12 protein-coding genes, 4 pseudogenes and 1 other annotated feature are annotated in these 14,934 nt (G+C 41.1%); of the genes and pseudogenes, 5 read left to right on the plus strand and 11 right to left on the minus strand.

The window, feature by feature from the left end; genetic code table 11:
* The first annotated feature begins 24 nt into the window (after positions 1 to 24).
* A pseudogene (brnQ, locus tag NXM86_RS10630) lies at positions 25 to 1,355 on the plus strand (branched-chain amino acid transport system II carrier protein).
* A gap of 685 nt (positions 1,356 to 2,040) precedes the next feature.
* Here brnQ and NXM86_RS10635 read toward each other — a convergent pair.
* From NXM86_RS10635 to NXM86_RS10650, 4 genes are all read right to left on the minus strand, one after another.
* On the minus strand, positions 2,041 to 3,570 hold the full coding sequence (locus NXM86_RS10635; protein ID WP_240345891.1) for a malate:quinone oxidoreductase: 1,530 nt from the start codon (positions 3,568 to 3,570) through the stop codon (positions 2,041 to 2,043).
* A gap of 573 nt (positions 3,571 to 4,143) precedes the next feature.
* A complete protein-coding gene (locus NXM86_RS10640; protein WP_089097433.1) occupies positions 4,144 to 4,488 on the minus strand; it encodes a hypothetical protein in 345 nt (114 codons plus the stop codon).
* A 119-nt stretch (positions 4,489 to 4,607) separates the two neighbouring features.
* Positions 4,608 to 4,805: an Imm70 family immunity protein gene (locus NXM86_RS10645; protein WP_281255484.1), complete on the minus strand. Its 198-nt coding sequence runs from the start codon at positions 4,803 to 4,805 to the stop codon at positions 4,608 to 4,610.
* A gap of 41 nt (positions 4,806 to 4,846) precedes the next feature.
* Positions 4,847 to 4,954, minus strand: coding sequence for an Imm70 family immunity protein (locus NXM86_RS10650; protein WP_281255480.1), 108 nt, complete (start codon positions 4,952 to 4,954; stop codon positions 4,847 to 4,849).
* A 248-nt stretch (positions 4,955 to 5,202) separates the two neighbouring features.
* Between NXM86_RS10650 and NXM86_RS10655 the strand changes: the two genes are divergently transcribed.
* A complete protein-coding gene (locus tag NXM86_RS10655) occupies positions 5,203 to 5,343 on the plus strand; it encodes a hypothetical protein (protein WP_169712543.1) in 141 nt (46 codons plus the stop codon).
* A gap of 160 nt (positions 5,344 to 5,503) precedes the next feature.
* On the opposite strand, the pseudogene NXM86_RS10660 reads toward NXM86_RS10655, so the two are convergent.
* From NXM86_RS10660 to NXM86_RS10670, 3 genes and pseudogenes are all read right to left on the minus strand, one after another.
* Positions 5,504 to 5,900, minus strand: a pseudogene (locus NXM86_RS10660) (PTS transporter subunit IIC); the annotation flags it as partial.
* Positions 5,901 to 6,014: 114 nt separating this feature from the next.
* Complete coding sequence (locus NXM86_RS10665) at positions 6,015 to 7,169, minus strand: SEC-C metal-binding domain-containing protein (RefSeq protein ID WP_498958004.1); 1,155 nt, start codon at positions 7,167 to 7,169, stop codon at positions 6,015 to 6,017.
* Between the two features lie 410 nt (positions 7,170 to 7,579).
* Positions 7,580 to 7,816 (minus strand): annotated as a pseudogene (locus NXM86_RS10670) (PTS transporter subunit IIC); the annotation flags it as partial.
* Positions 7,817 to 7,902: 86 nt separating this feature from the next.
* Here NXM86_RS10670 and NXM86_RS10675 point away from each other — a divergent pair.
* Both NXM86_RS10675 and NXM86_RS10680 read left to right on the plus strand, forming a co-directional pair.
* Positions 7,903 to 9,027: an NAD(P)/FAD-dependent oxidoreductase gene (locus NXM86_RS10675; protein ID WP_015863714.1), complete on the plus strand. Its 1,125-nt coding sequence runs from the start codon at positions 7,903 to 7,905 to the stop codon at positions 9,025 to 9,027.
* 110 nt (positions 9,028 to 9,137) lie between these two features.
* Positions 9,138 to 9,587, plus strand: a complete 450-nt coding sequence (locus NXM86_RS10680; RefSeq protein ID WP_015863713.1) for a hypothetical protein — start codon at positions 9,138 to 9,140, stop codon at positions 9,585 to 9,587.
* A gap of 463 nt (positions 9,588 to 10,050) precedes the next feature.
* Here the strand turns inward: NXM86_RS10680 and NXM86_RS10685 are convergent, their stop codons facing one another.
* The 4 genes and pseudogenes from NXM86_RS10685 to NXM86_RS10700 form a co-directional block, all read right to left on the minus strand.
* Positions 10,051 to 10,941, minus strand: coding sequence for a transposase (locus tag NXM86_RS10685; protein WP_498958005.1), 891 nt, complete (start codon positions 10,939 to 10,941; stop codon positions 10,051 to 10,053).
* 237 nt (positions 10,942 to 11,178) lie between these two features.
* Positions 11,179 to 11,422 (plus strand) — a binding site (T-box leader).
* A gap of 243 nt (positions 11,423 to 11,665) precedes the next feature.
* A complete protein-coding gene (locus NXM86_RS10690) occupies positions 11,666 to 12,712 on the minus strand; it encodes an RNA-guided endonuclease InsQ/TnpB family protein (RefSeq protein ID WP_089097431.1) in 1,047 nt (348 codons plus the stop codon).
* 31 nt (positions 12,713 to 12,743) lie between these two features.
* Positions 12,744 to 13,108 (minus strand): annotated as a pseudogene (gene tnpA / locus NXM86_RS10695) (IS200/IS605 family transposase).
* A 134-nt stretch (positions 13,109 to 13,242) separates the two neighbouring features.
* The gene (locus tag NXM86_RS10700; RefSeq protein ID WP_015863711.1) at positions 13,243 to 13,497 is read right to left on the minus strand and encodes a hypothetical protein; all 255 of its coding nucleotides are present in this window, start codon (positions 13,495 to 13,497) and stop codon (positions 13,243 to 13,245) included.
* A gap of 201 nt (positions 13,498 to 13,698) precedes the next feature.
* On the opposite strand from NXM86_RS10700, the gene NXM86_RS10705 reads away from it, so the two are divergent.
* Positions 13,699 to 14,823, plus strand: a complete 1,125-nt coding sequence (locus NXM86_RS10705) for an IS256 family transposase (protein WP_089097430.1) — start codon at positions 13,699 to 13,701, stop codon at positions 14,821 to 14,823.
* Positions 14,824 to 14,934: the final 111 nt, after the last annotated feature.

Genomic DNA, 14,934 nt, shown 5'->3' on the forward strand with positions numbered 1-14,934 from the left:
TCCTAAACAATAAAGGAGATTACTTTGAAAAAATCAGACACCTTATCGATTGGATTGATGTTGTTTTCGATGTTTTTCGGCGCAGGAAACCTGATCTTCCCGTCATTCTTAGGTGCTGAATCCGGTACTTCCTACTGGCTGGCCATGCCAGGATTTATTATTACCGGCGTTAGCTTGCCATTTATAGTGCTGTTTGCTGTTTCTCTCGTAAAGGGCGGTGTTCAAACCATCGGGGATCGTGTTCATCCGGTATTCAGCATAGCCTTTATGGTTATTATTTATCTATGTATCGGACCATTTCTGGCCATTCCAAGAAATGCAACTGTTGCGTATGAAATGAGCGTTACACCTTTCCTTAGCGAATCGTGGAAGAACTCATCTTTGTCCTTATTTTTATATACGGTTATTTTCTTTTCCCTTGTCTATGTGATAAGCTTAAACCCTTCCAAAATGGAAAAATACATGGGACGTTGGATCACTCCGATCTTGCTTTTATCGATGGTTATCTTGTGTGCAGTTGGGTTTGTTAAGCTGGATGCACCGCTTCAATCGCCATCAGAAGCCTATCAAACCGGAGCATTTTTTAAAGGGTTCATTGAAGGATATAACACAATGGATGCCTTGGCCACATTGGCCTTTGGCATTGTCATTCTCACCTCCATTCCACAAAGAGGAGTGCAAGACAGTAAGAAATTAACAGAATATACTTTGAAAGCCGGTATGATTGCAGGGGTATTGCTTGCACTAGTATACGTCAGTCTTGGATTGATTGGAGGAAAAATGGCTGCAAACGGGCCGTTTGAAAACGGCGCGGATATCCTGTCCTCTGCTTCAACGCTTTTATTGGGACAAAGCGGCACAGCTTTGCTTGGGTTCATTTTTACGTTAGCTTGTTTCATAACAGTGGTGGGATTAACAGCAGCCTACGGCCAATATTTTTCAAATCTCATTCCAAAAGCAAGTTATAAATCAGTAGTATTCGCTGTTACTCTAGTAGGCTTCACTCTTTCCAACTTAGGATTAAACCAAATACTTAAAGTATCAGTGCCGTTCCTTGTCACGGCGTATCCATTAACCATTGTATTAATCACACTTACCTTCTTTAACCGCTTCTTTAAGAGTTCGAAAAAAGTATACAAAAGCGCCATGTTATTTACTGGCGTATTTGCCGTGATTGGCGGATTAAACGCATTTGGTTTGGACTTGGGGCCACTTCAAACCATAAGAGATATTCTTCCTCTTTCATCCGTTGGGTTAGAATGGATCCACTTGTCGGTACAGGTTTAGGAATCGTTTTAAGCAAATTCAGCAAGAAACAGGAGGCACCAGAACAGGTTGATGTAAAAGTTTCGTAGTTTATAAGAAAAGCTTAAGCGCCTTGTTTGCCCCAACATACATATGATGGACTCTGAGGGAAATCCTTTCTTTATGCGAGGAGGCGCTTCTGAAGCGCTCCTTATCCTGATTTCCGCAAGGAGCCATCTTATAACATAAAAAAGAAAAGGAACCTTTGCATCATTTCGATGACGAGCGTAATTTTACTGATACCTGACGACTTCTGATACCGCCGAAACACATATTGGAATGCCGAAAAAGCAACTGTTCATCATCCACAAGCGATTGTTGTCCCCATGTGGCAGCCTATTCATGAGGCATGGGCCTCCTTGTGGGAATGGTTTGGCGGCAAATATCCAGCCAAGGTGTCTGGTTTATGTCTCGCTTTTTTGTTTATTTGTATCAAGTACATAAATTGACCTAGGGAGTAGAACATGAAGCATTTTTTGCTCCTATTTTTTGTAACACGGTTCACCGCAGCTTCTCTAACTGCGAATTCGAAAAAAAGAACCTTTGATCCAAAGATGGATCAAAGGTTCTATGTTTTATTTTCAATCATATTCTATTATTCTGTATTTTTTATATATTACCTCTGTTTTATAATCATTGACTTTTCCATCTCTTTATCATAGAAATAATTGTCCATTGATGAAAAGTGTTGCTTAAACTTTTTCATTCAATACCTTTGTTTCTGCATCCAAAGAATTAACTATAAACCAGTTCTTTTTCGCTTACACCAGAGACCGGTTCTTTTTCGTTTAGACCGAGCGTCTCTGCTGTTGAATCATGAAGTTTTTGGAAAAGATCTGGGTTTTTCGCTAGTGACACGCCATAAGAAGGAATCATTTCTTTTATTTTCGGTTCCCACTCTTTCATATGTTGTGGGAAGCATTTTTTAAGCACCTCAAGCATTACGTGTACGGCAGTAGAAGCACCAGGAGAAGCGCCGAGCAATGCAGCGATCGAGCCGTCTGCGGCACTAACAACTTCCGTGCCAAATTGAATCGTTCCTTTACCGCCAGCTTCAGTATCTTTGATAATTTGCACACGTTGGCCCGCGACGACTATATCCCAATCCTCTGATTTAGCCGTCGGGACAAACTCGCGCAACTCTTCCATGCGCTTTTCTTTCGTTAACATAAGCTGCTGGATCAAGTATTTTTCCAAAGAAAAGTTTTTAAAAGCTGACGCCAACAAAGTTCCGAGATTGTGCAGTTTTACGGAAGCAAACAAATCCATATTTGAACCATTTTTTAAGAATTTAGGCGAGAAACCTGCAAACGGTCCAAAGAGCAACATTTTTTTGTTGTCGATATACCGTGTATCAAGGTGCGGAACAGACATTGGAGGAGCACCGATTTTAGCTTTACCGTAAACTTTTGCATGATGTTTCTCCACAACTTTTGGATTATTACATACCATAAATAATCCGCTTACAGGGAATCCACCAATATGTTTGCCTTCTGGAATACCAGATTTTTGAAGCAAATGCAGACTTCCCCCACCGGCTCCAATAAATACGAATTTAGCCTTATGGATTTCAACAGAACCGCTATTGAGATCCTTTACTTCCAATTCCCACAGGCCATCGCTGGTACGTTTAATATCCTTAACACTATGCTTGTAGTTTATTTCGACACCTTTTCTCTTTAAGTGGTCAAACAACATGCGCGTTAAAGCGCCAAAGTTAACATCCGTACCTGAGTCGATTTTGGTTGCCGCGATCGGTTCATTCGATGTACGGCCTTCCATTATAAGCGGCATCCATTCTTTCAGTTTTTCCGGATCATCAGAAAATTCCATTCCCTGGAATAATGGATTATTTGATAGCGCTTCAAAACGTTTCTTTAAAAATCTCACATTATTTTCCCCTTGGACTAAACTTATGTGGGGCAACGGTCTGATGAACTCTTGCGGATTTTGTAACAGATTGTTTTTTACAAGGTAAGCCCAAAACTGTTTGGAAACTTGGAACTGTTCATTAATTCTTATAGCTTTGCTAATATCAATAGATCCATCCGGTTTCTCAGGTGTGTAGTTAAGCTCGCATAGTGCAGCATGCCCCGTTCCCGCATTATTCCATTCATTAGAGCTTTCTTCTCCTGGTTTGTCGAGCTTTTCAAACACTTTAATTTCCCATTCCGGTGCTAATTCTTTCAACAATGTCCCTAAAGTCGCACTCATGATTCCTGCACCAATTAAGATAACGTCTGTACTAGTTTGTCTGTTACTCATTTTTCTCATCCTTACCCCCAATATTTTGCAGAAAAGATGCAGGCGCACCTGCTTAAGTCAAAGCTATCCAGGTCCTCGCCACACACCTTTTCTGCACAATCATATCTATAGTATATCACTATTTGATTATAAGTATATCATTATTTAATTAATAGTATATCATTATTATTTATAGATTTATATATACTATAATCAACTTTTTTTGTACAACTAACATACTAATTGGCCACGTTACATTTATATTCCTCCTAAAAACGAAATATCAAATTAATTATAAATATTCTGATAAGTAACAATATTTTTATCATTTTCCCGTAATATTGGTTATAGTTGTTGACAAGGTGACGTGCTCCCACCACCTATGCTAACGCTTAGCGGTGGGGGCTTCTCGGGTCATCCCTTCCAACGAAGGGAAATAGGAAAAAAGAATAGATACCTATGATTCAATATGCGTCATTAGCGGAGAGATAAAAATTCATTTCGCCGAATGTTTTACATTTATGCATTTAACGATTCAAGTGTTTTCAAAGCATGAAAATTCAGGAAACAGTAATTTAGAATGTTAGTAGCACACTAATCCCAAAGTATAACTGTTCTTCGGCGAACAGTTTCTGTCACTGTTCGCCAAGATGATCCCCTTTTGTTTCTTTTCGCAAATGCTTCATCATGTGCTATTCTAATGATAAAGAAAAAAACAGAAAAGGTGCTTTTTATGAAATTATACATAGTCGATTCTTCAGAGATTCCTATCATCTGTCCACTTGACACCGCTCCAACTCCGTCGAGGGCGGGCTGCCATTGGACAAATGGAACGCTGTCAAGAAGGTCGTCCCATTGCTTCTTGATCGAACAGATCGTTTCAGTAATCGGCGCCTTTACGACTTGGTGGTACGCCTCCTGAAGGACAGGTTGTATCATTCGTCACTTCCCCATCTCATAAAATAAAAAAGAAACCTTGAAAGAGTATCTCATACTCATTCAAGGTGTTTATAAATTACTTATATTGTACGGTTCCTAAAAATCTAAACTGATTTTTTTCATTTAGATTCCATTATATTTACATCCATTGCATTATATAATACTTCAAAAAAAGTTTTCCCATCACTAGTTGCAAAATAATTTGCTAAATTAGTTACTTTTGAACTTATCTTATCTCCCCATGGAGGAACTTTTGATAAATCGTTAATATCCCATATAACTTGTTCAGGTGAATATTTTGAAAGTTGTTCTTCAATTTCTTTTAATTGATTCCTTGCCTTTGGTACATCATGCCACTTTAATTATCATTGTAAAAATCATTCATTAATAAAGGATACCTTGTCCCCCAACCTTTCTCTTCTAAATGGTACGAAATACAACGGTAGAACGCTGGTTTTACCAACATGCCCCGACTCTTTTACCAGCATCGAATCCTACTGTAGTATGTGTGGATGAATTCGCTTTCCGAAAAGGTAGAGACCTTTACCACATTTTAACGTAAAAATCAAGTACATCTTTTGGTGATGAATCATTATATCATAAAATTGGTGAAAATGTAAAATATTTTTAAAATAAAATCAATAATGTATTTAAATATGTCGATATCTTATGTTAATATTTAATAAATAATAAAGATTTATGGAGGAATTCAATATGAAAGCATTGGATTTAATTATCGATTTTGTTAACCGTCAGGACACATTTATTAGAATAGGATTTTATGTAGGGGCATCTTTTATTATTTTATTAGCAGGATATTTAGTAGGAGGATTTATTGCTAGAATAACGGGGTAGGGGAAAGAAAAACGATTTGGGTTGGTGGTTTGATTTTTTTATTGTTACATTAAGTATTATGTTTTATTTTAAATGGAATGACAAAAAATATCTGATTTTAGGTCGCATTTCTTTTTTTTTCTAATTTTAAAAAACGCAAAAAGAAACTGACTTCAGACCGCTATCCGACGTCGAAGTCAGTTCTTTTCGAGTGTAAGAAAAAATACCCCAACAAAATCCCAACAATCCCAAAATCCGAATCTCCGAACGTTGTCCCTTCAAACCCGAGCGAGCCAAGGACTGGGAGCAAGAGCGCCGGTAAGAAAGAGATTAAAATTCCGTTGGCAAATGCCCCGAAAATGGCGCCTCATCTGCCGCCTGTAGCGTTGCCGAATACACCGGCAGCGGCTCCCGTGAAAAAGTGCGGAATCAGCCTAGGAACAATCTCTTTTAAGCCGACGAGCGGCAAGATAAACATCGAAATAATCCCCGCAGCAAAGCTCGATAAAAAGCCGACGATGACAACGTTCGGAGCGTATGGAAATAACAGCCGGACAATCGAGCGTCGGTTTGGCGTCTCGTATCACACGAAATTCATTGACATGCTTCTCCGATGAATTCGATGGTTGAACGTATTTGTGGGCGATCCACTTGAGATAAAACAAACCTTTTAAGTTAACGTCCTCTCTCCCCTATGCCCCGCAGCATTTCTTATATTTCTTCCCGCTCCCGCACGGGCACGGATCATTGCGTCCGATTTTATTTACGTTGCGATAAGGGACTTTCAGGGGGAGTTGATGTTGCAGTTGTTCATATCTCTTTTCTTTTTCGAGAGCTATTTGTCCCCATTTCTCGAGATTCGGGTGCTCGATCCCCATCACCCGATAAAAACCGTATGCGATAAGCTCTGTATCAATCATAGCAGCATTCCGTCTTTTTTCCATATATTCGTTAATTTCCGGCAGCGCTTCTTCGGAAAGCTGTTGGCAAAGCGCTTCAAACAGCAATGACTTTATATCGTCATCCATTTCCCGTCTGTAGGCGTTTTTCAGCACGTCAACGGCAAGCGTGGATTTGGTATTGGCAAGCACAGAAATCGCAAAAATAACGGATTCTTGTTTCTCTACATACGGCGCAACCGCCTTGACAACGGCATCCGACTGAAACCCAAGTAACGCCGAAACAACTTCTTCCAAAAGAATATCATCATCCTTGACTAACAAACTAGCCAGCAGCGGAATATGCTTTTCTAGCTTCAATCGTCCGGCGGCGTACACGGCAAAAACGCCAGCAAACGAAAACCATTCTTCTTTTTCTGCTTGCAAAATATCATCAATCTCCGCCTCGGTCATCCAGCCATTCCGGACAAGCGCGGCAGCAATTTTTTTCGTTCTTCGAAACTGCAAATCGTTATAGGAAACATTCTCCTCCAACAAAGCCAGCATGCTCTCATATTCGCGCCATACCTCTTCCTTTGTTCCGTGCAACAGAAGCTCATACAGTTCCCATGTCCCATTAGAAATATATGGCTTTAATTCTGCTTTATATTTGATGGCCAATGCGGGCTCGACATTGTCCAACAAGTTGAAATACGGACGGGCTTCTCCGGCCTTTTCCCTCTTCAATCCTTCGATCAGCAGCAGCAAAGCCCTTTCGCTTAACGAATGATTCCGCAAATCCCATAATATTGCTCTATGTTTCCCATGCGAACGCACCGCCTTTTCGATTAGCCGCTCCGTCCACTCGTTCGGAACGTGTGGATATTCCTCGAGCGCTTGCAAAACGAATTGCTGAACGATCGGATCGCCACTGACGACATACGGTTCTATCTTTTGCAAAAATGCCATGTTTTCATTCTCCTTTCTCCTTTTGTTCATCACTATTTTCATGTTCGTTAACCGAGAATAACCGTTTAGTGGTAAATCATCAAAGGGCTCGACTTCTACTCATGTTTCTCTCCTATTTATTTATTCGGCCCTTGTAGAAGAGTCCCTCTATATAAAATAAAACATGCTTCCCTCGAACGTGAAAAAAAAGATTTCCATTTATTAACAAATCGAAACGCCACCCTTTTGGCACGTTTGTATTTCTTTGTATTATAGCATATGAATTACTTGCAAACAGTGCTAGACACTGTTCTTCCATAATTTCTTTATCTAAATCTTGAACCCACTCCAATACCTCCATCAAAGCGGGAATGCGTTCGCGGGCAAAGCGTTCATGAAACCAGCTTCTTGCATCAAGCACACGAAGCTGTTTACAAAAATAGTTTAATTAAATATCCCAACAAAATCTCAAAATCCGAATCTCCGAACGTTGTCCCTTCAAACCCAAACGAGCCAAGGACTGGGAGCAAGATCGCTGGTAAGAAAGAGATTAAAATTCCGTTGGCAAATGCCAAAAAATGGGCGCCTCGTCTGCCGCCTGTGGCGTTGCTGAATACTCCTGCTGCTTCGGTGAAAAAGTGCAGAATTAACCCGGGAACGATCCCCTTAGAAATGAACTCTTACTTCTTTTCGCAAACGCTTCATCATGTGCTATTCTAATGATGGAAAAGAAAAAATAGAAAAGGTGTTTTTTATGAAATCATACATCGTCGTTGGAGGCGGGATTTTAGGAGCGTCTACCGCTTATCACTTGGCAAAAGAAGGAGCTGCTGTAACGCTAATAGACAGAGGTGACAAAGGCCAAGCAACAGATGCTGCGGCTGGAATTGTTTGTCCATGGGTTTCCCAGCGTCGAAATAAGCGTTGGTATCGTTTAGCGAAAGGCGGAGCGAGATTTTATCCCGCTTTAATCGAAGAACTGAAATTCTATGGTGAAACGGAAACGGGATATGAGCGTGTAGGAGCAATCTGTCTTCATACAGATGAAGAGAAGCTTCAAAAGATCAAGGAAAGAGTATTACAACGTCGTGAGGACGCACCAGAAATCGGCGAAATTACGCGATTGTCTCCCGAGGAAACAAAAGCACTATTTCCGCCATTGGCAGAGGAGTATAGCTCCATTCATGTCAGTGGCGCCGCTCGCGTCAATGGAAGAGCACTTCGCAACTCCTTAGTTCGGGCAGCGCAAAAGCTTGGAGCTGCTTATATCAAAGGAAACGCAAAACTTATCCATAAAGGTGCACAAGTAATCGGTGTCGAAGTAGAAGGAAGACAATATGTAGGAGATGCCGTCATCGCAACGTCTGGTGCGTGGTCAAAAGAGCTGCTTCTACCGTTAGGCATTGAATTTTTAGTGGTGCCGCAAAAAGCGCAAATCGTTCACCTTGAAAGACCAGAACAGGATACAGACAATTGGCCCGTTGTCATGCCGCCAAATAATCAATATCTCCTTGCCTTTAAAGATGGCCGTATTGTCATCGGAGCCACTCATGAAGATGAGGTTGGCTTCGATTGTAGAGTAACGGCTGGTGGATTGCATGAAGTTTTAGACAAAGCTTTAACCGTAGCTCCAGGGCTGGCGAATTGTACTCATCTTGAAACAAGAGTTGGTTTTCGTCCATACACTCCTGGGTTTCTTCCGGTCTTTGGAGCGCTTCCAGGTTTCGAAGGCATCTATGTGGCCAACGGATTAGGCGCATCCGGACTGACAGCTGGTCCTTACTTAGGTTCTGAACTGGCAAAGCTCGTACTCGGAAAACCAACAGAATTAGACCCTTTGGACTATGATGTCGCTGGCGCCATTAAGAAAATAGAATAAAACATCCGGAGTCAATAAGAAGAACACCATCGTAATTCGCTTTCTGTTTGGGCGACCGAACGGCTACTCAGGCATAAAATCCAATAGAAAATTGACTAGGGGAGTAAAACATGAAACATAACACAAAAGATAAAGATAAGGTATTGAAATGGATTAATGAACAATTCAGCTTTTTCCAGTTTGACTCAGATCCAGTTTATAAGACAACCCTTTATTTCAAACTCGACAATCCTGAATATGACCCAGAAATCGAAGTTTATGTGCGTAAAACAACAGAGGAAATGGAATTCGGGTTTGAAGCGACTCAATGGGATGGGTACATGCCCGCTCCTTATCCTTCTATTTATCCAAAATACTCCACTCCGCTCGATAGTTTAAGAAGTCTTGAGGAAGAAGAAATGAAAGAGAAAATACTTGAGTTATTGATGAAGACCATCAACTCTAGAAAAAGGCAATATCGAAAATGCCAGTTTTGCGGAAAAAGGGTAGCAGCAGAACATCGATTTGATAAAAGCACTTGTCATCGTTGTGCTTCGGAACACTTTGGTATAGTATACTAAATTTCATTTGACACTTGGGTTGTAGAATTCAAATCCAAATAGAGATAAATTGGATTTATCTATGATATTGAAATGATTTTTAATAACCCTACCTATGTCTAAAATTGAATTCAGAGAAACCCTACCCCATTACATTACACAAAATTCTTGACGGTACCAAAAATTCTGTCGAATTATGTCATAAAAACACCAAAAAAATAGAATCTCAAACACTTCTGTCGTAAGTTAAGCGATGACAGATAGAAACTCCTCCGTTACATTCTTAAATGATTCAAGCAAACTCGAGACTAACCAACCCTATTTTTGCCCGAGCGTGTTGGCTACGTTCGCATCAAAATATGTAACATCCGCCGCTTTTGAAACTAAAGGAATTCTCGTTTCAAGCACTCTTGGAAAATCTCCTTGATTCTCTTGGAGCTTTAATATAGTTTTTCACGGACACATCATAGATGGTGTTGCAAAACTAGAGTAAAAACTCGAAGTTATGCATAAGGATGCAACATAACACATGCAGTACATATCGATGAAATCCATACCATCGCGGCTGTTCCAACCCGTCACTCTTTAACTCATTAAATACTCGTTCAATCTCACGACGAAGTCCAAACAGCCATTGGCCAAATCTCGTTTTCAAAAAGACAGGAAGAACCCGGCCATAGGCATCTTTTCGTTCCTCGCTATTGCGGCGGTTGATAGGGGAAATGAATAGGATTCCTGACTGCTCTGCTGTTTGACGAACCTTTTCACTGTCATACGCGGCATCGCCCAATACCAATTCGATATCCCACTGCTTTAAAGAAACAAGCAATTCTGGTGCTACTGCCGCATCATTTCGATTCGCTGTGGTCAACACATGAGATAAAATGATTCCCTCGGCGGTGGTGCAGAGATGGAGTTTATATCCTTTAAACCAGTGATATCGGGTGGACACTCCCCACTTCGCCTGTGAATCGTAAAGACTGCTTCGAAGGGCCGTGCTGTCGATCAGCACGATTTGCGGATAACGTACTTCTAGATCTTTGAGCAGCTGTGCATGAAAAACAGGAAATCCTTGTTCCCGGAACCACTTCGCCGCACGGGAAAACGTAGAAAGGTGAGGGACTTCACCAAGCCCACAAGCCCGTTGAAAACAGCGAAAACGCTGCAGGATGCGCACTAATTTTCGCAAGGAATCAATGGAAAAATAGGTTTTCAAAAAGAAACATTTCAACAACGATTTTTTCGACACCGGCGGTCTTCCTGTCACATACGGTGTTTCCGGCAATGATAGCGAGTCGATATACCGAAATAATGCTTCTAAAATTGGATCGATTTCATAAGACCATGCATGTTTGCTGTTCAAATTGGAAATCATGATAGTGTCCACCCCTTGGAGAGTTGTTTTTTGGTCACTGTATATGATTTCCAAGGTGGTGGATTTTTTATGTGCATTTATGCATTCGTTATGCGTTTTGCAACACGTTCATCATAGTTAATAAGCAGGAATATTCCTGTGCTCACACGAAGATCAGAGATCTTTTTTTGCAAAAAGAGCATAAACTCTAAAAATATTGACATTTCAGTTTTACTCTGCTAAATTATTTTCAAATAATAAAAATCAATGACGAGAAGAGTAAGATAGGATCCCTGTTCTACAGAGAGTCGGCGTTTGGTGAAAGCCGATGTTCAGGCCTTATCCGAAGATCATCTCTGAGATGCAAAGCTGAAACATAGTAAGCTTTGACGGGTTGTCCACCGTTATAATGGAATGCGTATGATTGTACGTGATGGAGAGCCGCATGATTTTTACATATGCGGAATAAGGGTGGTAGCGCGGGCACAAACCCGTCCCTATATGTAGGGACGGGTTTTTATATTTTTGGCAGCACCAGTATCAATGACCATATTATCAATCAACTTGGACCTTCCTCGATAAACAATTTCTATCGACTTGACACTCCGCACGACTAAAGTCGTGGGATTCTTGGGTGGTAGTCGGAAGTCCATTTCTGGTATCCGTAGTTCCCCCAAGTTCAGGGGTGTGCCATCACCCCGTCCTACGGCAGAGCCTATAGCTCCGTAGGCTGGCAGACTTTCGCTTACGCTACTCCATCTGCCACAGGTGCCTTCATTATATTCCACGCACCCACTCGATCCCGATGCGCGACGTACCCACACCTACATACATACTTGCGGTCTCTGGCTTTATTTTTTGTTCCGCATTGCGGACAATGTTGAGAGGTGTATTTCGGGTCCACATACACAACCGAAATTCCAGCTAACTTAGCTTTGTATTCAATAAACTTGGAAAGCTGATAAAAACTCCATGTATGCAAGTGCTTTTCGTTTTTACGGCTTGTTCTTGCCGTCTGACGAATGTTCGTCAGCTTTTCAAGTTTAATAACGGAAACATCTTCCTTGATGGCCATGTTGACAATCTGGCGGCTGATTTTGTGGTTGATGTCTTTCATTATGCGTTGCTCTTTATTGTTCATTTTGCGAATAGCGGACAACTTCTTGAGTTTCCCTAACTTTCTCCTTCTTTGTTGATATTTACGGCGAATGTATTTGTTTTGCCTTCCATTTCCGAAGAAACGAGTTTTTCCATTCGAAGTCACAGCTACTGCAGGAACTTTTAGTCCGAGATCAACACCCATGACCTTTTCATTTTTCTTTTTGGTCACAGGGATGCTTAACGAAACTTGTGCATACCACTTTCCTGTCTTTTCCACAATGCGCATCAGTCCAAGTTTAGCATGTTGGATCAGGTTTTTATCACGCTCTGTCACCATCGCTCGAAATCTTGTTTTTCTCGTTTTTCCATCCAACATAATCGGAAATGCGATCATTTGCTCGCCAATGGTATAGTTTTGATTATTGACGAAATATACAGGTTTTTTGAGGATGGGGCGCTTCCCTTCTTTTTTCATCTTCTTTGATACACTTTTTGCATCACGAATCGCTTGATTCAGAACCGCCGAAGGAAGATGGGCGTCCACATCTTTTGTCGTTACTTTCGGGAAAGAACCTTCTTTCTCGGCTTGTTCGGTTAAAACATTTACGGTATGGATATATTCTCTACTCAACTGACGAAGCAGTTCAGGGTGATCTGGAAAGAATTGGATTTTAATCGTCAATGTTTGCACCGTTTCACCCTCTTGTTTTTTGTTCTTCCACCTATCGTTGGATGGTTTTACTTGATACATTTCCTGCGGTGCTCACAAAGAAGGAACATGTCCATAGACTAGGCAAATGAGCAAGATGGGAAATTCTTGCCCTAAAATCCGAGAAGCCTTCACTTTGGCCATGATGCCGGATGGAGAATCTGTAGGAAGGCAGTTTAAGAACAAATGGCAATGGTCTGGCATTACTGCCATGGCAAGGATGTTCCAATGATGTTCGGAACAAATCTCTTGAACAAGTTCTTTAAACTGAATTTCCACTGAACCTGTTCATATCTTTCATCGATAGCGCGGGTAGAAAACAAAGTGGTAGTGGATGAGAGAAACGGTGGTTTTTGTACGTCGGTATTCTTGTTTCATACGTTGATTGTATCAGTTTCCCCAACAAAATCCAACAAAAATGAATGATTGAAAAAATAAAGGCGTTTCATCCCACCTCTAAAGAAGTAGGCTTTCACGCCTTCTCTTCTGTAAACAATAACCCATCGCGCTATTCAATCTGCATAACAAAATTTCCCTCTCAGGCCAATCGTTCCACGAACTTTTAAGACAATCTCCTTGTGACTAGTGTGATAAACAAGCTGATCCCCTTTTGATTGCAGTAACTCACGAGTTGCGTCCTCATCCGAAACCGTTCCAATGACAGCCACCTCTTCAATGATCTCCTGATCCCCCTGTAAACGAGACTTCAATACTTGTAATTTCACAAATTGGTTCGGATACAGTGAACGCACTTCCTGCCATTCCATCTCCATCACCTCAACTTGTTCTTTCAATTTGATTATATCACTACCAAAAAACCGAAAAAAGAATAGGTACCTATGATTCAATATGCATCACTAGCGATGATGTATAAAATTTTGTGTAAAGCATTTTGCTAGAACAAAAGAAAAAAGGTAGGGTATTCTCTGATTGAACCCAAACATTCCAGAGAAAGGAGAACCCTACCTATGTCTAAAAGTATACCGAATGTCGACTGGGCAAATCAACTGGAAAGTGTCATTCGTCAGTTTGTAAAGGAAAAATTAGAACTGATCATGCGGGAAGAAATCAAGAATTTCCTCGAAATAGAACAAGCCGGAACATCAAATATGAGAAACGGCTACTATCAACGAAATCTAGATACGCAATATGGTCGGATGGAAGGTCTTTTGGTCCCTAGAGACCGAAACGGAGAATTTCAAACCCAATTGTTCGCTCCTTACCAACGCCACACCGGCTGGCTGGAGGAAGCCATCATTAGGATGTATCAAAGTGGCATGAGTACGCGTGAAATTGGCAAGTTTATTGAACGAATTTTAGGCAATGCCTATTCTCCTGCAACGATCAGCCGTATTACCGATGTCGTGAAGGAAGACATCGAGAAATGGCACACTCGTCCACTGCACAAGCGTTATTCCGTCTTATATTTGGATGGTTTATACGTAAAACTTCGTCGCGAAACCGTGGAGAAAGAAGTCATTTATGTGGTGTTAGGGGTGAACGAAGAAGGATATCGCGAAATTCTTGATTTCTTTGTGGGAGGACAAGAAAGCGCCTATGTATGGCAGGAAATTCTTCAACACCTCTACCAAAGAGGCGTCAAGGAAGTGCTTCTGGGCGTATTTGATGGTCTTCCGGGGCTGGAGGAAGCTTTTCGGGCCGTTTATCCGAAAGCGGATGTGCAGCGTTGTGTCGTTCACAAAGTCCGCAGCACCCTAAATCGTGTTCGGAAAAAAGACCAATTCGAAATGGCGGAGGATCTGAAACTCATTTATCGTTCTCCGAATAAAGAAATCGCATTGGAGATGTTTCAACAGTTTGAATCCAAATGGTCTCACAAGTACCCAAGGGAAGTCCAATCTTGGGCCAATGAGTTGGATGTCCTCCTTACATTTATGGATGATCCAAGCAGTATTCGAAGTGTGATTTACACGACGAATGCCATCGAACGAACGATCAAAGAGATTCGGAAACGTCTAAAGCCGATGAACAGTTTGAGCAGTTTAGAAGTTGCGGAAAAAGTCGTGTATTTGACCATTCAAGATTTTAATGAGAAATGGGCAGGGCGAAAGTTAAGAGGATTTGCCGAATAGCATGAAGCCCTCGCGCGAATGTTTGAGGAACGTTATTGTTAACCAAATGTTGTAAATAAACAAAATAGGGGGATTCTCCCTTTCCACACAGGAGACTGAATATTCAGTCTC

The organism is Geobacillus sp. CX412, assembly GCF_027942335.1.
GTDB classification, from domain to species: Bacteria; Bacillota; Bacilli; order Bacillales; family Anoxybacillaceae; genus Parageobacillus_B; species Parageobacillus_B toebii.